Below are 17,631 nucleotides of genomic sequence, written 5' to 3' on the forward strand. Positions count from 1 at the left end.
TTGCAAAATCCTAATCCGTATCTGCTTGAAGGTACGGCATGGAAAAGACTCGCTTTCGTCTCTTGCGTTTTGAGAGTGTGACCGAAGACATCTGGTCGCAATTCCACGCGCTGCGCGATGCGCGCTCTCGCTATGATGATCCATTCTTCGACCCGGACTATGCACGGCTCGTTGCGCGCGTTCGTCCAGATGCCCGTCTAGGGCTCGCACTTGAAGGTGATGAGCTGGTCGGTGTCTGGCCAATTCACCGGCGCCCTGGCGCCTGGGCGCGTCCAATCGGCGGGCCGTTTTCCGACTGGCACGGGCCCGTCCTGTCAGCAGGCACGGACCTTAACGCGCACGCTTTCCTTCGCGGGATCGGCGTACTCGGAATGTCGAGCTTCGGCTGGCTCCCGCAGGACGCTGAAAGCGAGAGCAGGCTCACCGTCGCCGGCGCTAATATGAGTGACGTGAGCGCTGGCTGGGACGGCTTCATGGGGAACCAGGGCGAACGTTGGCCAAAGCATTTCAAGAAGATGCGCCGTCTTGCACGCAATATGGAGCGGGACTTCTCCGAAGTAGAATTCCGCTTTGACGATCAGTGCGATGACACGTTCAGCAGGCTCATTTTCCTGAAACGAGAGCAGTTCCGCCGAACCGGCCGCCACGATGTGCTCGGCACGCGCTGGGCCCAGCAATTACTCGATGCCCTTCGCCACCAGAAGGATGAGAGATTCCGCTTGAGGCTTGTCAGCCTTCATCTTGATGGGAAGCACGCGGCCAGTGAGCTGGTTCTTCAGTCGCGCAACGTGGTGCATGGCTGGATCACGGCCTACGAAGCCGACTATGCGCAGTATTCACCCGGCAACTTCGTTGTTCAGCACATGCTGGAAGGGATGGCGAACCGCGATGGCCCGAAAATCTATGATGCCGGGCCGGGCCTTGATCACTACAAACGCCATTACTCCAACTTCCAGCTGCCTGTTGGGTCGGGCGTCGTGCGCAGCAAGGCGCTCGCTATCCGACCGGACCGCGTTCTTGGCTACGCCTGGCGGACAGGTGAGCAAACGCTGGATGGCCGGCTGTCTGATGTCATGAAATCTGCGCGCCGCCGTCTCGATCAGGTCTGCATCAGTGAGATCAAACCTACGGGACGTCTCATCGGGATCGGAAACTCCCTTCGACGGACAGCGGCAGCTCTTGATCTTGCCGACGGTACTGCGTCCCGTTAAGCGCTTCATCTGTTGAGCTGGTAGCGCGAGTCATGGAAGGCTCGCGTCCGCTTTTGATTTGGGATGAAGTATAATGAGTGCAGCCAGGCGCGAAAAAGACAAGACAGCGCGCGGGCCGATTATCGTTTCCCGTCACGGCCGTCCGGCCTTGGACAGGACGGCGGGACCTCGACTGGACTGGCGGGAATATCGTGACTGGTGGGATCGCTACGAAATCGGCAGTCTCGCCGAAGGTCAGCAAGCGCCAGAGAACCTCAAGGAAGCCGTCGCCGACGCCGACATCATCCTCAGCTCGACGGCGCCGCGCGCAGTTGAAACGGCCATGCTGGCGACGGGCCGCGAGCCAGAGACTTTCCCTGTCTTTGTCGAAGCGCCGCTTCCACCGCCGCGCCTGCGCAATCGCAAATACCTTCCCAAGACATGGAACATAATCGCGCGTACCGCCTGGCTTTATGGTCACAGCCTTGATGGTGAGAGTAACCGTCAGGCCCGCGACCGCGCGAACAAGGCCGCCCAGCACCTGCATGAGGCGGCAGCCGACGGGAAGGTCTACCTGGCCGCTCATGGCTGGTTCAATCGCATGCTGAGACCGGCAATGGCGCGAATCGGCTGGGTCTGCGTGCGCGATGGTGGCGACAAATACTGGAGCTACCGCATCTACGAATATCGCGGGAAATCTTGATCCCGGACCATTGTGATGCAGCCAGCGCCTGCTTAGGGTGCGGCTGCTCAACACGTATGAGGAATAGCTCTCATGAGCGATCAGACAGTGACTGACATCGAAAAAATGAGCTTCGAACAAGCCCTTCGGGAGCTCGAGACGATCGTCCGTCAGCTTGAAGGCGGCGAAGTTGAGCTTGAGAAATCCATTGAAATCTATGAGCGTGGCTCGAAACTGAAATCGCATTGCGAGGCCCGGCTGAAAGCGGCTGAGCTCAAGATTGAGCAGATTGTTCAGGGGCCTGACGGCAAACCCACAACCGAGAGCGCAAGCTTCGAGTAAGGAACCGCTTCATGGAGTTCGAGACGCGCCTGACCGAAATCGCCGACAAGGTAACGGTCGCGCTGGATCAGCTCATCCCGCCCGCGCAGGGGCCTGAGGCTGACCTGATGCGGGCGATGCGTCATGCTGCCCTCGCGAATGGCAAGCGGATGCGTCCCTTCTACGTCATCGAGACGGGCGCGCTCTTCGACGCTGACCACAAAGCCCTTCTGCGGACAGCTGCAGCACTTGAATGTGTCCACACCTATTCGCTGGTCCATGACGATCTTCCCTGCATGGACGATGATGATCTGCGTCGCGGCCAGCCGACGGTGCATAAGGCCTTCGACGAGGCGACAGCCGTCCTCGCTGGCGACGCTCTGCTGACGCTGGCCTTCAAGATCCTCGCAAGCGATGAAACCCATAATGATCCGGCTGTGCGCCTGAGACTCATCGAGAGGCTCGCGGATGCCTCCGGCGCGACCGGGATGGTTGGCGGACAGATGATCGACATGTTGCAGGAAGCCAGCCCACGCGACCTCAATACCATCACCCGCATGCAGCGTCTCAAGACTGGCGCACTCATCTCCTATTCGGTCGAAGCGGGCGCCATTGTGGGCGGCGCGAGCGCCAATGCAAAACACGCGCTTGCCGGGTTCGCGCAGGACCTTGGCCTGGCCTACCAGATTGCAGACGACCTCCTTGATGCGACCGGCGATCAGAATGTCGTTGGCAAAACGCTGCGCAGCGATGAAGCGGCCGGGAAGGCGAACTTTGTGACCATTTTGGGGATTGAGGGTGCGCGCGAACGTATCAATCTTCTTGCAGCACAGGCTCGTCAGCACCTCGATTTTTTCCGTGGTCGCGCCAATATCCTGCTGCATTCGGTTGATTATGTTCTGGACAGGACACGTTAAGGACTGTCTGAACGCAAACAAGACTGTCCCTTGAAAGGACCCGGCCGCATGAGCTTGCCTGCGAAAACCCGCCTTCTCGATACGATTAATTCTCCGGCTGATCTGAAGTCCCGCTCGCGCGAAGACCTCGAACAGCTCGCCGAGGAACTGCGTGCAGAAGTGATCGACGCGGTGTCTGGCACGGGTGGCCACCTTGGTGCGGGCCTTGGTGTGGTTGAACTGACGCTGGCGATCCATGCCATTTTCGACACGCCGTCGGACAAGCTCATATTCGATGTTGGTCACCAGTGTTATCCGCACAAGATCCTGACCGGGCGCAAGGATCGTATCCGCACGCTTCGTCAGGGCGGCGGTCTTTCGGGATTCACCAAGCGCGACGAGAGTGAGTACGACCCATTCGGCGCGGCCCACGCCTCGACCTCGATCTCGGCGGGTCTTGGTTTTGCGAAATCGCGCGATCTGCAGGAAAAGGATAACAAGGTTGTCTGCGTCATTGGCGATGGCGCGATGTCAGCTGGCATGGCCTATGAGGCGATGAACAATGCGGGCTCTGATCTCAGCGACATGCTCGTGATCCTGAACGACAATGACATGTCGATTGCGCCGCCTGTCGGTGCGATGAGCCACTATCTGTCCAAGCTTGTTTCCTCGCGCTCCTATCGGGGGCTGCGCAAGTTCGCCAAATCCATCGCCAAGCCGATCGGTCTGGAAAGCCAGGCCCGCAAGGCCGAAGAATATCTTCGCGGTTTCGCCATGGGCGGCACCATGTTCGAGGAACTTGGCTTCTATTATGTCGGCCCGATTGACGGCCATGACCTCGACGTACTCCTTCCGGTCCTTGAAAACTGCAAGGCGATGGAAACCGGTCCGGTCCTGCTGCACGTCGTGACGCAGAAGGGCAAAGGATACGAGCCGGCCGAGAACTCTGCCGACAAGTATCACGGCGTCGCAAAGTTCAACGTGGTCACCGGCGAGCAGCAGAAATCAGCTGGCGGTCCGCCTGCCTACACGAAGGTCTTTGCCAAGGCCCTCATCGAAGAAGCCCGCCGCGACGACAAGATTGTCGGTATTACGGCTGCCATGCCGGGTGGCACAGGAATGGACCTGTTCGAACAGGAATTCCCTGAGCGGATGTTCGATGTTGGTATTGCCGAACAGCACGCAGTGACGTTCGCTGCCGGTCTTGCGGCGGACGGCATGAAGCCGTTCGCAGCGATCTATTCGACATTCCTGCAGCGTGGGTATGATCAGGTCGTCCATGATGTGGCGATCCAGCGCCTTCCTGTTCGTTTTGCGATCGACCGTGCCGGCCTTGTCGGGGCTGATGGCCCGACCCATGCTGGCAGCTTTGATGTCGGTTTTCTTGGTGCGCTTCCGGGCATGGTCTGCATGGCTGCTGCCGATGAAGCCGAACTGGTGAACATGGTCCGCACGGCTGTCGAGATTGACGACCGGCCGAGCGCCTTCCGCTATCCGCGCGGCAATGGCGTCGGTATTGATCTGCCGGCCCAGCCGACCGCTCTCGAAATCGGCAAGGGCCGGATCGTGCGCGAAGGCTCTACCATTGCCTTGCTTTCCTATGGGGCTCGGCTCCAGGAATGTCTGAAAGCGGCAGAGATGCTCGCGGCCCAGGGGCTTTCCTGCACCGTGGCAGATGCGCGTTTCGCCAAACCACTGGACGAAGAACTTGTGAACCGCCTCGCCAGCGAGCACGAGGTTCTGCTGACGGTCGAAGAAGGCTCACGCGGCGGTTTTGGCGCGTTCGTGCTGCATCACCTCGCTGAAACGAACGCTTTCGATCGCGGTCTCAAGGTTCGCACGCTTCACCTGCCGGATATTTTCCAGGATCAGGACAAGCCAGAGATCATGTACGCGCAGGCGGGCCTCGATGCGCAAAGCATCGCGACGCGGGCCATTGATGCGCTTGGGCGCGGCGACATGCGCGAAATCGAGCGTTTCGCAAGCGCCTGAGGCGCAGTCGATTTTCTGCCTAACTTTTTGGTTAGCCCGTTTGCCATAATGGCGGCTGGGGATATGGTCGCCGCAATTCGGCTTTCCATGAGGACGACAATGAGATCACTAGTGCTTGCCGCAATCGGCGCTTTCATGCTGGTTGGCTGTGAAACAGTCCCCCAGGAAGTGAACATGCAGCCAATGGCGTTCCAGACGGCTGTGTCGCGCGCGACCGCAGCCTGGCATCCTTATGCGGGCATTCAGGATCTCAGCACGATGCTTGAAACGCAGACCCTGTCGTCAGCACAGCGTGCTCGGGTCCTGTATGAGCGGGGCCGTCTACGCACTGAAAACGCAATCGAGCTTCCGAACGCAATCCAGGACCTCCAGCAGGCCGCGGCGCTACAGGCAACCGTCGTGCCGGAAGAAGGGATGACGACCGTGCGTTCGATTCCTGATACCTCCTCAATGATCCGCATTGCTGAGGCAAAGCTTCAGCTTTCACGGGCGCGCCTCGCAGGTCTTCAGACCCTGCCGCAATGGTTTGATGACAAGGTTGCGGTGTCGGAAGTCGCCGAGGCGGCAGACCGCTATCGCAACTCCGGGCTCGCACCCGATCCCTTCGATGCAGGTTTGCTGGAGGCAGGCGGTTACCTTTGTCGCAGCACCTCTGCCGGGGTCGGAAAATGGCAACTCGGTGAGAATACCAGCCACCTGTCTGATCTCGACTGGTGTCCGGTTGCGTCGCCTGCATCTTCGACGCCTGTCGCCTCATCCTGAGGGACGCTGGTCCAGCTTTCTGATTGATTTTGGCCTGCTTGCGACAGGTCGCACTTCCATGCTCGGCGCGCTCGTGATTGAGTGCGCCCGACTAATTAGAACTATGAGGGAGTCACGTCATGGCCGCTGATGCCGCACCCGCCTGGCCTGCAATGTCCATTGCGCAGGCGAATGAAATGCTTGCCCAGCCAGGAACGCCGCTTGCCGTCGCAGAAGGCGAGATTAATGGCGTGACCATGCGCTATTACCCCGAAGCGCCACCGACGCTTCGCTTCCTTGTAGAGGCGTCACGGGCGCACGGAGACCGCACCTTCCTCGTCTACGAGAATGAGCGCGTGACGTTCGATGCTCACTGGCGCGCCGTTAGCCATTTTGCCCACGTCTTGAAGTCTGAATTTAATGTGCAGAAGGGCGACCGTGTCGCCATTATCATGCGCAATTATCCCCAGTGGCCGGTCGCGTTCTTCGCGGCGCTGAGCATTGGCGCGATCGCTACGCCGATGAATTCCTGGTGGACCGGCGAGGAACTGGAATACGGGCTGCAGAATGCTGGCGTCAAAGTCGCGGTCGTGGACCCGCAGATCTTTGAGCGGATGCGCGAACACATGTCGGGCCTGTCTGATCTGGAAGCGGTAATCATTGCGCGCGAAACCGAAGAAGAGCGCAACAATCCGCGTGTCCACAATTTCGAGAGCTTTATCGGCGAACCGAACACCTGGGCTGAGCTGGAGAATAAAGGTCTGCCCGAAATTGACCTCGGCCCGGATGACGATGCGACCATCATGTACACGTCCGGTACGACAGGAAAGCCGAAGGGCGCGCTGGCGACGCACCGTGCCGTCATCTCGAACTTCCTCAACTCCATGACCTGCCAGGCGCGCATGTTCCTGCGCCGCGGTGAGCAGCCGCCGGAGCCGGATCCGAACGAACAGCGTGCGACGCTCCTTTCCATTCCTTTCTTCCATGCGACAGGCTCATTCGCCGTTCTTATTCCGACGCTTCTGCGCGGTGATAAGATTGTCAGCATGTACAAATGGGATGCCGGCAAGGCACTTCCGATCATTGAAGCTGAGAAGATTTCGACGATTGGCGGCGTGCCAGCCATCGCTTGGCAGGTGCTGGAGCATCCTGACCGCGACAAGTATGATCTCTCGTCGATCATCGCCGTCTCCTATGGCGGCGCGCCGTCTGCGCCTGAGCTCGTCGCGACGATCAAGAAGCGCTTTCCTGAAGCGATGCCTGGTAATGGCTGGGGCATGACTGAGACGTGCGCGACGGCGACGCTCAATATCGGCGAAGACTATGTCCATCGTCCGACAAGCGCTGGCGCCCCTCCAAAAGCTGTGGAGCTAAAGGTGGTGAGCCCTGAAGGCGAGACGCTTCCGCCCGGCGAGGTTGGAGAACTCTGGTGCAAAAGCCCCGCAAACTGCAAGGGGTACTGGAATCGCCCTGATGCGACTGCTGAAACCTTCAAGGATGGGTGGGTTATTACGGGTGACCTCGCACGCCTCGACGAAGACGGCTTCCTTTTCCTCGTCGACCGCGCCAAGGATATGCTGATCCGCGGCGGTGAGAACATTTATTGTATCGAGGTCGAGAACGCCCTGTACGATCACCCGGCTGTGATGGATGCTTCTGTGGTCGGCATTCCGCACAAAGTGCTCGGTGAGGAAGTTGGCGCGGTGGTCCAGCTGAAGCCTGGTAAGTCGGTGACACAGGACGAACTTCGCGCTCACGTCGCCAGCCAGCTCGCTGCGTTCAAGGTGCCGGTCGAAATCCGCTTCCAGGATGAGCCTCTGCCGCGCAATGCCAACGGCAAGATCCTGAAACCGGCCCTGCGTGAGCAGTTCGCACCGCGCAGCTAGGCAGAAAGGAGCGTCATGACGGATCGCAAGATCGGTGACACGATGGTATGGCCCATCGGGCTTGGCTGTATGAACCTCAGCCACGCCTATGGGCCGCCAACACCGCCCGACGAAGCTTCGGCCTTGCTCAACAGCGCGCTTGATCAGGGCTGTAACTTCCTCGATACGGCGACGATCTATGGTGCTGGCACGAATGAGGAGCTTATTGCTTCGTCAATCGGGCATCGGCGGAATGAGTATTTCCTGGCGAGTAAGTGCGTGCTTGGTGTCAAGAATGGAAAGCGCGTTCTAGATGCCCGTCCGGAATCGATAAAGGCAGCCTGTGACGCAAGCCTGAAGCGTCTCAATACCGATGTGATCGACCTCTACTACATGCACCGGCCTGACCCGAACGTGCCGATCGAGGACTCGGTCGGGGCGCTGGCTGATCTGGTCGATGCCGGGAAGATCCGCTTCATCGGCTTGAGTGAGATGGGCGCAGGGCTCGTACGCAGGGCCCATGCCGTCCACCCGATTGCTGCACTGCAGACTGAGTATTCGCTCTGGGTCCGTAACCCGGAGATCGCGGTGCTTGAGCTCTGCAAGGAGCTTGGAATAGCATTCGTCGCCTTTTCTCCTGTCGGTCGCGGCTTCCTCGCTGACCCGCCCCATGACCCCGCGAATATGCATGACGGCGATATGCGCCGGCTTTTTCCGCGCTTCTCAGCGGAGAATTATCCCGGCAATCTCGCTTTGCTTGAGAAGGCACGCCACCTTGCCTCAGATGTAGGCTGCACAGTAGCGCAGCTGGCGCTCGCCTGGCTGTTGGTGAAAGGCGATCACGTCCTCCCGATTCCGGGTACGACACGTACAGACCACCTGAAAGACAATATTGAAGCAGGCCGCATCACACTGCCAGCACATATCGTCGAGCAACTTGATGCGCACTTCGCACCGCAATCAGCGGTGGGGCCGCGTTATGCGCCGAAAATGCAGGCCACGGTGGATACTGAACAGTTCGATTTTGAACAGGGCGAGGCCTGAATGTCGGACGATCAGGACGATATCGGCTCCAGGGGCAAGTCGGTCGCGCTTGAGGCCCGCAACACGGGTGAAGATGGGCGGCGCTATTCGCCGTCGGCCGCCCGCAATAGTGAGGCCATTGCGGATGTGTTGGCCGAACACATGCCCGTCGCCGGACACATTCTCGAAATCGCGTCGGGGACGGGTGAACACGGCGCGAGGTTTGTTGAGCGTTTTCCGGACCTTCGCTGGACGTATTCCGATCTCGATGAGATCAGCCTGTCGAGCCAGGCCGCCTGGATCGCGCAAGCAGATGCAGGCGACCGTCTGGCAGGACCACTGCGCATTGATGCCACCCGCTCGGACTGGGGCGACGCAGAGCGCCCGGAGAGCTTCGACGGCATGTACTGCGCCAACATGGTGCACATCGCGCCGTTCGAAGCCGCTGAAGGTCTCATCAAAGGGGCAGGGCGCCTTCTGAAGCCGGGCGGCAAGCTGATGCTCTACGGACCGTTCGCGCAGGATGGTGAGATCGCACCATCCAACTCCGCGTTCAGCGAAGACCTGAAGCGCCGCGACGAGAGCTGGGGCGTGCGTGACCTCGTGCAGGAAGTCCTGCCATTGGCAGTCCGGGCCGGCCTGACGCTCGAACGCATTGTGGACATGCCGGCTAACAATCTGAGCGTCATTTTCCGCAAGACATAGGCTGCTGGTTTCAAAGCCAGCGCATGCGTCGGAACAGGAGCAACAAGCCAAGCGTGACCACTGTCATGCCGATACAAAGTGCCGTGAAAGCGATCGGGCTGGCCGCACCGGGCATACCGCCAAGGTTCACGCCGAACAGGCCGGTTACGAAACCGAGCGGCAGGAAAACGGCAGAGATAATCGCTAGAACGAAAAGACGCTGGTTCATCCGTTCGCTTCGTTCCTCGACGACCTGCTCCTGCAGGACGAGAGAGCGCTCACGTATGGAATCGAGCTCTTCGCCAATGCGAGTCACCCGGTCTCCGATTTCGCGCAGGTGCAGGATGTCGCCCTGCGAAAGGATACCCTCCCCCTCGCGAGCCAGATGGGAAAGTGCTTCGCGCTGAGGGATGATGTAACGCCGTAGTGCTAGCACCTTGCGCCTGAAATTGGCGAGCGCTGTCTTTGGCAGGCTGGCTCCCGGTTGCAGCAACAGCTCCTCAAAATCATCGGCCTGACCATCAAGGTCCGAGACGACGGGTTCGATCCGGTCGGTAAGGCGGGCGGCGATGAACGTAATAATTTCGCCGGTTGATTGCGGAACGTCACCCGACATGATCTGGTCGCGAAGATCCTGCGCTGCGCGAATGTGGAAGGCGCGGAGAGAGACGACGACATTTTCGGTCATCCAGATGCGGATAGCGATCATGTCTTCGGGCTCGGCGCCTTCATTCAGGTTCACGCCGCGCAAATTGACGAGCAAGCCCGAGCCATGACGGATGCAGCGCGGGCGGGTATCCTCCTGCAGGAGTGATGCGTCGATCACATTCTCTATGCCGCTCTGCTCTGTGAGCCAGCCGCGCACCTCAGGCGACAACCGGTTGAGATGGAGCCAGCGATAGACGCCGGGCCGCTCGGCCGGGGCCGACTTCACGTCCTCCCAGCTCAGGCGCTTTGCCCCACCATCGCTGTCGAATTCAAAGCCATGTATGAGAGACGTGGCGGACGGTTCGCTCATCTGCGGCCTTGTTCCATGGCGACGTAGCCAAGCGCTTCTACCCAGACGATGACGTCCTCGCCGACGCCTTCATCGCGCAGGAAGGCGGCAAACGCTGGCATAAATTCCTGCGAACGGGAACAAAGGGCCGCCGCTTCGTTGATTTCTGGCAGGACGATCCTGTCGAAGTCGCTGGCAAGGTCGGAAAAGTCATCCGCCAGCGTCGCAAGCTGGATCGCCAGGAGCGGGCCCGGATTATCAATGTCGCCGGACACGCGCCGCAGCGCCCGAATGGTATCCATGTTCGAATAGGCAAAGCGTTCAAGGACCTGATCGGTTTTCCATTCGATCCATTCAGGTGTGCAGGGGTCTGGCTGCGTGACGCAGGCGGTCAGCATGGCTGCCGCAACTGCGACACCGGCGAGGCGGGTGAATATGCGTCTGGATGTCATCCTTCAGACATATCGCACAGCGAGGTCAGGCAAAGCTGAAATGTGTGACCTCTCCTTCGGTCCGGGTCGTGACGCGCGCGCCGACGGGGCTTTCTTCTTCACGCAAGCGGTCCAGCGCGGCCGGGTCCGCAATTGCGAGGAAGCGCTTGCCTTCATCCGTGCGACCAAAAATGACGCCGTGCTGCGGGCCTTCGCGACCATGTACCACCGTGTAGGTTTCGACAGTGCCGCCATCCGGTTGCGGATCGAGCTCAACCTGTTCTGTCGGCTTGGCGGAAGGTGCCACAGGCTTGTAGGCACCCGGCCGGGTCGTTGACCAGACGCCAACAGCCTCCTTGGTCATCCAGCCGCCATTGGCGAAGACGAGACCAAATGCGCCGGCCTCATCGCGCAGTTTGTGCGCCATCTCTGCAAGGCCATGCATGGAGTAGTTGTTTCCCGGCCCGCCGAAGAAGGGGAGGCCCCCAGTCAGGGTCAGTGGGCGCTCATCGGTGAGTGGATCAATCCCCATCGCCGCTGTCGAGGAGAAAACCGCACAAGGGAAACAGGAATAGAGGTCGAAATAGGCGATGCCGCCAGATGTGCGGCCGGCTTGCTCAAGCGCGCGGGAAATGGCCGTTTCCATCGCCCAGGAGCCGTCGACTTTCGGACGGAGTGAGAGAAGGTCGTCGCTCGCTTCACCGCCGCCATGAAGGTAGACGCGCTTGTCCTTGGCGACGCCCAACTCGTCGGCTTTCTCTTCCGACATGATCAAGATGGCGGCGCCCTGGTTCACCGCATCCTGTGCGATGTGCCATTTGAGGAAGGGGTCAGCGAACTCGTAATTCTTAGGCGACGGCGTCGCGAGAAATTCTTCCGAACGCTCAACTGGGAACTGGGAGTACTCGTTTTTCGAAGCGACCTTCGAGAAAGGATGAAAGAGTTTTGCCATGGCTTCGCGCTGACCAGACCGGGTGCGGCCTTCGCGGGCGGCGATCGCATTTTCGAACAGGGCATAGAAGAAAGCTGGCGCGATCAGACCGTGCTTGATTTCGCGTCGTGACAGCATCTCACCGCCAAGACCGCGATCTTCATAGTCGGCGTCATCGCTATCTGCCCAGTTGATCTCGACCTTGTTCTTCAGCGCGCCCTTGGAGGCGCGGTTGGCCTCTGAGCCAGCGACCAGCGCGACATCAAGCTCGCCTGCGTGAATACGGTTTGCCATTTCGTTCGCAAGCGCCTGCGGGCTCTGGCCGCCTACATCCGAATAGATGAGGCGGGCAGGCTTCGCGCCAATGTCGCGCGCCAGCGTACCGGGCAGATTGGTATTGTGACCGTGTGGGTGCTTCGCGCCGCGCACGGAGTCTTCGAAGATCCGCACGAAAGTCAGCGTGTCGATGGCAGAGGCTTCGATGCCTGCGTCCTCGATGGCGGCCTTCGAGGCCGTAACGGCGAGGCTGAGCGGCGATGGCGCGCCATCCGGGCCCTTGCTGCCGTCCCATTCGCTCATCGATTGTCCGACGCCGACCAGTACCGGCATTGACCCTTTAGCCATCTGAAAACTCCCTGAAATATCTCTGCGCACTGTCCGGTTTAGTCGACCGGCTTGCAAGCCATGACGCTGCGCCAAATAGTGTAGGAACCGGCGGGGCTCTGGCAGGTTTTGACTTCATGCCTTTTTCACTCGCCCGCGAATCTCTCGACCCTGCTGATGCAGGTTTGGTCTATGTCTGCAGCTCGGAGCCCGGCTGGACGCGCCGCCCGCATGGGCGCGGATTCACCTATCTCGATGAGAATGGAGAGGTCCTCAAAGGCGATGACCGCGACCGAGCTGAAGCGCTGGTTCTGCCGCCAGCCTGGGCGGATGTCTGGATCTGCAAACAGCCGAAGGGCCATCTGCAGGCGACCGGCAAGGATGAGGTCGGACGTACACAGTATCGCTATCACGAGGACTGGCGCGCCCATTGTGAGGGCGTGAAGTTCTCTGACATGCTCGCTTTTGGCAGTGCCTTGCCGCGCATTCGCAAGCGGGTGAAATCGATTCTCGAGGACCCGGCCGACCATGTCGAACTCGCCACAGCGGCCATCGTGCGCCTGTTGGACAAGGGCGCCATACGCGTCGGCTCCAAACGGCACGCCATGAACGGCACGTTCGGTGCTTCGACGCTGTACAAGCGGCACATCCGTCAGACTGACGAAGACACGATCCGTCTCAAGTTCAAAGGCAAGGGCGGCAAGGAGCAGGAAGTCTCCATTTGTGATGAAACCCTTGCCCATGCCGTTTACGAGCTCCAGTGCCTGCCGGGTCAGTCACTTTTCGGCACGCCAGATGGGCATGTCGACTCGACCCGTGTGAACCGTTTTATCCGGGACACAGGGGATGGGGGATTTACGGCGAAGGATTTTCGCACCTGGGCTGGATCTGTCGCGGCCGTTGAGGCCCTGCGCAAAGGCGCAAGCAGCATCAAGGACATTTCCGAAGCCGCCGCAGAGCGCCTTGGCAATACGCCGACCATCGCCCGCAATTCGTATATCCACCCAAAGCTGGTCGAGATGGCCCGCAATGGCGAGATGCCAGATGCTGAGGCCGGGCCGGTTCGCCTGCGCAAGGATGAGCGCAGGCTGTTCGCGGTGCTTGAGGAAGACTGAGTCTCAGGCCTTTTTGACGAACTCGGTTTTCAGCCCCATCTGGCCGATGCCGTCGATCTTGCAATCGATGTCGTGATCGCCGTCGACAAGGCGGATGTTCTTCACCTTGGTTCCGACTTTCACGACCGAGGAAGACCCCTTCACCTTGAGGTCCTTGATGACGGTGACGGTGTCACCGTCCTGAAGTTCTGTGCCGTTTGCGTCCCGCCAGACCTTGTGGTCCGGGTTGAGGGCCGCATTGGCGGACCATTCATGCGCGCATTCCGGGCAGACAAGCAGCTCGCCATCCTCATAGGTGAAGGCAGAACTGCAAGCCGGACAGGGCGGAAGCGTGCTCAATTCACGATCTTCGCAGCGGTCTTCTCATAGACCTCATCGCGCTCAACGCCGGGGGCAAGCTCGATGATTTCGAGACCGCCATCGACCACGTCGAAGACGCCAAGGTCGGTGATGATGCGATTGACCACGCCTTTACCGGTAAGCGGCAGAGTGCATTCCTTGATCAGCTTTGGCTCCCCCGATTTCGAGGTGTGGTCCGTGATGACGACAATGCGCTTCACGCCGGCAACGAGGTCCATTGCCCCGCCCATGCCTTTGACCAGCTTGCCGGGGATCATCCAGTTGGCGAGGTCACCGTTTTCGGCGACTTCCATGGCGCCAAGGATAGCCATGTTGATCTTGCCGCCGCGGATCATCGCAAAGCTCATGGAGCTGTCGAAGAAGGCGGTGTGCGGCAGTTCGGTGATGGTCTGCTTGCCGGCATTGATGAGGTCGGCGTCTTCCTCGCCCTCATAAGGGAACGGGCCCATGCCCAGCATGCCGTTTTCAGACTGCAGCGTCACAGAGACGCCGTCCGGAATATAGTTTGCGACCAGCGTCGGGATGCCGATGCCGAGATTGACATACATCCCGTCTTCCAGCTCCTGAGCGGCGCGTTTGGCCATGTCGTCACGTGTCCAGGGCATCAGGCGGTCTCCTTCTTCCGGGTCGTGCGCTGTTCGATGCGCTTTTCGTGCTGGCCCTGTACCAGCCGGTGCACGAATACGCCCGGCAGGTGGATGTGGTTCGGGTCGAGCTCACCCGGCTCGACGATTTCCTCGACTTCCATGACGCAGATCTTGCCGCACATGGCCGCCGGTTCGTTGAAGTTGCGGGCTGTCTTGCGGAAGATAGCGTTGCCGGTCTTGTCGGCTTTCCAGGCTTTGACGATAGCGAGGTCTGCGAAGATGCCCTCTTCGAGAATGTATTTCTCGCCGTGGAATTCCTTCACTTCCTTGCCGTCGCCGATTTGCGTGCCGTAGCCGGTTTTCGTGTAGAAACCAGCGATGCCGGCGCCGCCCGCGCGCATGCGCTCTGCCAGCGTGCCTTGCGGGTTGAATTCCAGCTCCAGCTCTCCGCCGAGATACTGGCGCATGAATTCCTTGTTCTCGCCGACATAGGACGAGCCCATCTTCTTCACCTGCTTGCTCTCCAGAAGGACACCGAGACCGAAGCCGTCGACGCCTGCATTGTTGGAGTAGATGGTGAGGTCCTTGGTGCCCGCATCGCGGAGGGCAGCGATGGAAAGCTCTGGAATCCCGCAGAGGCCAAAGCCGCCCGCAGCGATGGTCATGCCGTCGAAAAGCACGCCATCAAGGGCGGCTGCGGCGCTGTCGTAAATCTTGCTCATAGGTCAGATGCTTACGCCTGCGACGGGGGGCTTTCAAGGGACAGTTCACGTCACGAAAGGTGAACAGTTTCGCTCAACACACATCAGGGGAGATTATGTCTCGGTGCGACCTTCCGGGGAAAGAAAAAGCCCGGCGCGTGGTGCGCCGGGCTTTTGTTTTTTGCGTCTGGTGAGACGGGGGTGAGCCTAGAAGCCCATGCCGCCCATACCACCCATGCCGCCCATGCCGCCCATATCGGGCATGCCGCCGCCGGCTTCACCTTCTTTTTTCGGTGCTTCGGCGATACCAGCCTCGGTGGTGATCAGAAGGGCTGCGACAGAAGCAGCGTTCTGCAGGGCAGAGCGCACGACCTTTGCCGGGTCGATGATGCCCATCTTGTACATGTCGCCATACTCTTCGGTCTGGGCGTTGAAGCCATAGGCCTGATCTTCATTGGCGAGAATGTTCGCCACGATGACAGAGCCTTCAAGGCCAGCATTGTTGACGATCTGACGGATCGGAGCTTCCAGCGCCTTGCGAACGATGTCGATACCAGCTTGCTCATCAGCATTCAGGCTATCAACCGAGATGTTGCGAGCTGCACGGAGCAAGGCAACACCGCCGCCCGGGATCACGCCTTCTTCGACAGCTGCGCGCGTTGCGTTCAGCGCATCATCGACGCGGTCCTTGCGCTCTTTCACTTCGACTTCGGTTGCGCCGCCGACCTTGATCACGGCAACACCGCCAGCGAGCTTGGCAAGGCGCTCCTGGAGCTTCTCCTTGTCATAGTCGGAAGACGTGTCTTCGATCTGCTTCTTGATCTGGCCGACGCGGGCTTCGATCTCATCGGCGGAACCGGCACCATCAACAATCGTGGTGTTGTCCTTGTCGATCTCGACTTTCTTGGCCGTGCCGAGCATGTCGAGCGAGATGTTCTCAAGCTTGATGCCGAGGTCTTCGGAGATGACCTGGCCGCCGGTGAGGACAGCGATGTCCTGCAGCATGGCCTTGCGGCGATCACCGAAGCCAGGTGCCTTGACCGCAGCAACCTTGAGGCCACCGCGCAGCTTGTTGACGACCAGTGTCGCAAGCGCTTCGCCGTCGACATCTTCGCTGATGATCAGAAGCGGGCGCTGGGACTGAACGACCTGCTCGAGGATTGGCAGCATCGGCTGAAGGGAAGACAGCTTCTTCTCGTGCAGAAGAATGTATGGGTCTTCTAGCTCGACGGTCATCTTGTCAGGGTTGGTCACGAAGTACGGGGACAGGTAACCGCGGTCGAACTGCATGCCTTCGACGACGTCGAGTTCGGTTTCGAGGGATTTGGCTTCCTCGACGGTGATGACGCCTTCATTGCCGACTTTTTCCATCGCATGCGCGATCATGTCGCCAATTTCCTTGTCGCCATTGGCGGAAATCGAACCGACTTGCGAAATCTCGGAGTTCTCTTTCACCTTGCGCGAATGATGCGCGAGGTCAGCGGTCACTTCGAGAACGGCCTTGTCGATGCCGCGCTTCAGGTCCATCGGGTTCATGCCTGCGGCAACGCGCTTCATGCCTTCGCGAACGATGGACTGAGCGAGAACAGTAGCGGTGGTGGTGCCGTCGCCAGCAACGTCGTTTGCCTTGGAAGCAACTTCGCGCAGCATCTGTGCGCCCATGTTCTCGAACTTATCCTCAAGTTCGATTTCCTTGGCGACGGTGACGCCGTCCTTGGTGGTGCGTGGGGCACCGAAGGACTTCTCGATGACGACGTTACGGCCTTTTGGGCCGAGGGTGACTTTTACTGCGTTTGCGAGCGTGTCGACGCCCTTGAGCATACGCTCGCGCGCATCAGCGCCGAACTTTACGTGTTTAGCAGCCATAGCTGTATTCCTTCCTGAAATTCAGTTCGAAGTTCGTGTTTGGGAAAAAGGGGGGAGCGCTTACTCGACGATGCCGAGGATGTCGCTTTCCTTCATAATAAGAAGGTCCTGGCCGTCGACTTTTACTTCCGTGCCCGACCATTTGCCGAACAGGACGCGGTCGCCAGCTTTGACTTCCAGTGGGATGATCTCATTGTCGTCACCGCGCGCGCCGGAACCAACAGCGACGATTTCGCCTTCCTGTGGCTTTTCCTTTGCGGTGTCAGGAATGATGATCCCGCCAGCGGTTTTGGCTTCTTCTTCAACGCGCTTCACGAGAACGCGGTCATGCAGAGGACGGAATTTCATTTGCTCAGTTACCTTTGGTTTCGCCCCACGGGGCAATGTGTTCTCTCGTTAGCACTCACCGGTAGTGACTGCTAACGCCGCTGAGGTAGGAGCGCTTTGAAGAGACGTCAACAGGGAGTTTTGCGAAAAAATGCAAAAGGTTCCGCGCCAGGTGCAGGCGCGTATTTTGGGGGGAGGTGGCCCTTGCGGTGGCGCCCTGCAAGAGCGCGCAAACACCAGTATCGCCATACGGGGTTTCCCGCTGGCGGTACGCTTGTCGTCTCGCCCTGCAGTGACAGGGCCGGGCGCGTCCAGGGTG

At 59.7% G+C, this 17,631-nt stretch carries 18 protein-coding genes; 10 read left to right on the top strand and 8 right to left on the bottom strand.

The genetic code is table 11. From position 1 onward, the window contains the following. Window positions 1-38 precede the first annotated feature (38 nt). From D1224_RS15415 to D1224_RS15455, 9 genes are all read left to right on the top strand, one after another. Window positions 39-1,211 carry a GNAT family N-acetyltransferase gene (locus D1224_RS15415; RefSeq protein WP_119380820.1) on the top strand — a complete coding sequence of 391 codons (1,173 nt, stop codon included), beginning with the start codon at window positions 39-41 and terminating at the stop codon, window positions 1,209-1,211. Window positions 1,212-1,284: 73 nt separating this feature from the next. Further along, on the top strand, window positions 1,285-1,893 hold the full coding sequence (locus D1224_RS15420) for a histidine phosphatase family protein (protein WP_119380821.1): 609 nt from the start codon (window positions 1,285-1,287) through the stop codon (window positions 1,891-1,893). A 72-nt stretch (window positions 1,894-1,965) separates the two neighbouring features. Continuing rightward, a complete protein-coding gene (locus tag D1224_RS15425; RefSeq protein ID WP_119380822.1) occupies window positions 1,966-2,214 on the top strand; it encodes an exodeoxyribonuclease VII small subunit in 249 nt (82 codons plus the stop codon). A gap of 11 nt (window positions 2,215-2,225) precedes the next feature. Further along, window positions 2,226-3,110 carry a polyprenyl synthetase family protein gene (locus tag D1224_RS15430; protein WP_119380823.1) on the top strand — a complete coding sequence of 295 codons (885 nt, stop codon included), beginning with the start codon at window positions 2,226-2,228 and terminating at the stop codon, window positions 3,108-3,110. 54 nt (window positions 3,111-3,164) lie between these two features. Further along, the gene (gene dxs / locus D1224_RS15435; protein ID WP_119380995.1) at window positions 3,165-5,081 is read left to right on the top strand and encodes a 1-deoxy-D-xylulose-5-phosphate synthase; all 1,917 of its coding nucleotides are present in this window, start codon (window positions 3,165-3,167) and stop codon (window positions 5,079-5,081) included. A gap of 99 nt (window positions 5,082-5,180) precedes the next feature. Further along, window positions 5,181-5,843, top strand: a complete 663-nt coding sequence (locus tag D1224_RS15440) for a hypothetical protein (protein WP_147372415.1) — start codon at window positions 5,181-5,183, stop codon at window positions 5,841-5,843. 119 nt (window positions 5,844-5,962) lie between these two features. Continuing rightward, entirely contained in the window at window positions 5,963-7,708 is a 1,746-nt protein-coding gene (locus tag D1224_RS15445; protein WP_119380825.1) for a class I adenylate-forming enzyme family protein, read from the top strand. A gap of 15 nt (window positions 7,709-7,723) precedes the next feature. After that, window positions 7,724-8,731: an aldo/keto reductase gene (locus D1224_RS15450; protein WP_119380826.1), complete on the top strand. Its 1,008-nt coding sequence runs from the start codon at window positions 7,724-7,726 to the stop codon at window positions 8,729-8,731. Further along, entirely contained in the window at window positions 8,732-9,415 is a 684-nt protein-coding gene (locus D1224_RS15455) for a DUF938 domain-containing protein (protein ID WP_119380827.1), read from the top strand. A gap of 10 nt (window positions 9,416-9,425) precedes the next feature. On the opposite strand, the gene D1224_RS15460 is transcribed toward D1224_RS15455, so the two are convergent. Genes D1224_RS15460 through D1224_RS15470 form a run of 3 tightly spaced genes read right to left on the bottom strand, consistent with a single transcriptional unit; the run spans window position 9,426 to window position 12,377 of the window. After that, the gene (locus D1224_RS15460; protein WP_119380828.1) at window positions 9,426-10,412 is read right to left on the bottom strand and encodes a zinc transporter ZntB; all 987 of its coding nucleotides are present in this window, start codon (window positions 10,410-10,412) and stop codon (window positions 9,426-9,428) included. Then, entirely contained in the window at window positions 10,409-10,843 is a 435-nt protein-coding gene (locus D1224_RS15465; RefSeq protein ID WP_119380829.1) for a hypothetical protein, read from the bottom strand. Before D1224_RS15465 ends, D1224_RS15460 begins: the two co-directional genes overlap by 4 nt. 25 nt (window positions 10,844-10,868) lie before the next feature. Then, window positions 10,869-12,377 carry an acetyl-CoA acetyltransferase gene (locus D1224_RS15470; protein ID WP_233350582.1) on the bottom strand — a complete coding sequence of 503 codons (1,509 nt, stop codon included), beginning with the start codon at window positions 12,375-12,377 and terminating at the stop codon, window positions 10,869-10,871. A gap of 116 nt (window positions 12,378-12,493) precedes the next feature. On the opposite strand from D1224_RS15470, the gene D1224_RS15475 reads away from it, so the two are divergent. Continuing rightward, the gene (locus D1224_RS15475) at window positions 12,494-13,471 is read left to right on the top strand and encodes a DNA topoisomerase IB (protein ID WP_119380831.1); all 978 of its coding nucleotides are present in this window, start codon (window positions 12,494-12,496) and stop codon (window positions 13,469-13,471) included. Between the two features lie 3 nt (window positions 13,472-13,474). Here D1224_RS15475 and D1224_RS15480 read toward each other — a convergent pair whose 3' ends face one another. The 5 genes from D1224_RS15480 to groES all read right to left on the bottom strand — a co-directional run bounded on the left by D1224_RS15480 (window position 13,475) and on the right by groES (window position 17,333). Then, complete coding sequence (locus D1224_RS15480) at window positions 13,475-13,810, bottom strand: zinc ribbon domain-containing protein YjdM (RefSeq protein WP_119380832.1); 336 nt, start codon at window positions 13,808-13,810, stop codon at window positions 13,475-13,477. Beyond that, window positions 13,807-14,436, bottom strand: coding sequence for a CoA transferase subunit B (locus tag D1224_RS15485; protein ID WP_119380833.1), 630 nt, complete (start codon window positions 14,434-14,436; stop codon window positions 13,807-13,809). Before D1224_RS15485 ends, D1224_RS15480 begins: the two co-directional genes overlap by 4 nt. Further along, complete coding sequence (locus D1224_RS15490; protein WP_119380834.1) at window positions 14,436-15,140, bottom strand: CoA transferase subunit A; 705 nt, start codon at window positions 15,138-15,140, stop codon at window positions 14,436-14,438. The genes D1224_RS15485 and D1224_RS15490 overlap by 1 nt, the downstream gene beginning before the upstream one ends. A gap of 186 nt (window positions 15,141-15,326) precedes the next feature. Beyond that, complete coding sequence (groL, locus tag D1224_RS15495; RefSeq protein WP_119380835.1) at window positions 15,327-16,985, bottom strand: chaperonin GroEL; 1,659 nt, start codon at window positions 16,983-16,985, stop codon at window positions 15,327-15,329. A gap of 60 nt (window positions 16,986-17,045) precedes the next feature. Then, window positions 17,046-17,333: a co-chaperone GroES gene (gene groES, locus D1224_RS15500; RefSeq protein ID WP_119380836.1), complete on the bottom strand. Its 288-nt coding sequence runs from the start codon at window positions 17,331-17,333 to the stop codon at window positions 17,046-17,048. Between the last annotated feature and the right edge of the window lie 298 nt (window positions 17,334-17,631).

Source organism: Henriciella barbarensis, assembly GCF_003576345.1.
Lineage (GTDB): Bacteria > Pseudomonadota > Alphaproteobacteria > Caulobacterales > Hyphomonadaceae > Henriciella > Henriciella barbarensis.

Bases quoted from the DNA above. Each gene is read 5' to 3' on its own strand.
- D1224_RS15415 (WP_119380820.1), top strand. From the start codon at position 39: ATGGAAAAGACTCGCTTTCGTCTCTTGCGTTTTGAGAGTGTGACCGAA.
- D1224_RS15420 (WP_119380821.1), top strand. From the start codon at position 1,285: ATGAGTGCAGCCAGGCGCGAAAAAGACAAGACAGCGCGCGGGCCGATT.
- D1224_RS15425 (WP_119380822.1), top strand. From the start codon at position 1,966: ATGAGCGATCAGACAGTGACTGACATCGAAAAAATGAGCTTCGAACAA.
- D1224_RS15430 (WP_119380823.1), top strand. From the start codon at position 2,226: ATGGAGTTCGAGACGCGCCTGACCGAAATCGCCGACAAGGTAACGGTC.
- D1224_RS15440 (WP_147372415.1), top strand. From the start codon at position 5,181: ATGAGATCACTAGTGCTTGCCGCAATCGGCGCTTTCATGCTGGTTGGC.
- D1224_RS15445 (WP_119380825.1), top strand. From the start codon at position 5,963: ATGGCCGCTGATGCCGCACCCGCCTGGCCTGCAATGTCCATTGCGCAG.
- D1224_RS15450 (WP_119380826.1), top strand. From the start codon at position 7,724: ATGACGGATCGCAAGATCGGTGACACGATGGTATGGCCCATCGGGCTT.
- D1224_RS15455 (WP_119380827.1), top strand. From the start codon at position 8,732: ATGTCGGACGATCAGGACGATATCGGCTCCAGGGGCAAGTCGGTCGCG.
- D1224_RS15460 (WP_119380828.1), bottom strand. From the start codon at position 10,412: ATGAGCGAACCGTCCGCCACGTCTCTCATACATGGCTTTGAATTCGAC.
- D1224_RS15465 (WP_119380829.1), bottom strand. From the start codon at position 10,843: ATGACATCCAGACGCATATTCACCCGCCTCGCCGGTGTCGCAGTTGCG.
- D1224_RS15470 (WP_233350582.1), bottom strand. From the start codon at position 12,377: ATGGCTAAAGGGTCAATGCCGGTACTGGTCGGCGTCGGACAATCGATG.
- D1224_RS15475 (WP_119380831.1), top strand. From the start codon at position 12,494: ATGCCTTTTTCACTCGCCCGCGAATCTCTCGACCCTGCTGATGCAGGT.
- D1224_RS15485 (WP_119380833.1), bottom strand. From the start codon at position 14,436: ATGCCCTGGACACGTGACGACATGGCCAAACGCGCCGCTCAGGAGCTG.
- D1224_RS15490 (WP_119380834.1), bottom strand. From the start codon at position 15,140: ATGAGCAAGATTTACGACAGCGCCGCAGCCGCCCTTGATGGCGTGCTT.
- groL (WP_119380835.1), bottom strand. From the start codon at position 16,985: ATGGCTGCTAAACACGTAAAGTTCGGCGCTGATGCGCGCGAGCGTATG.
- groES (WP_119380836.1), bottom strand. From the start codon at position 17,333: ATGAAATTCCGTCCTCTGCATGACCGCGTTCTCGTGAAGCGCGTTGAA.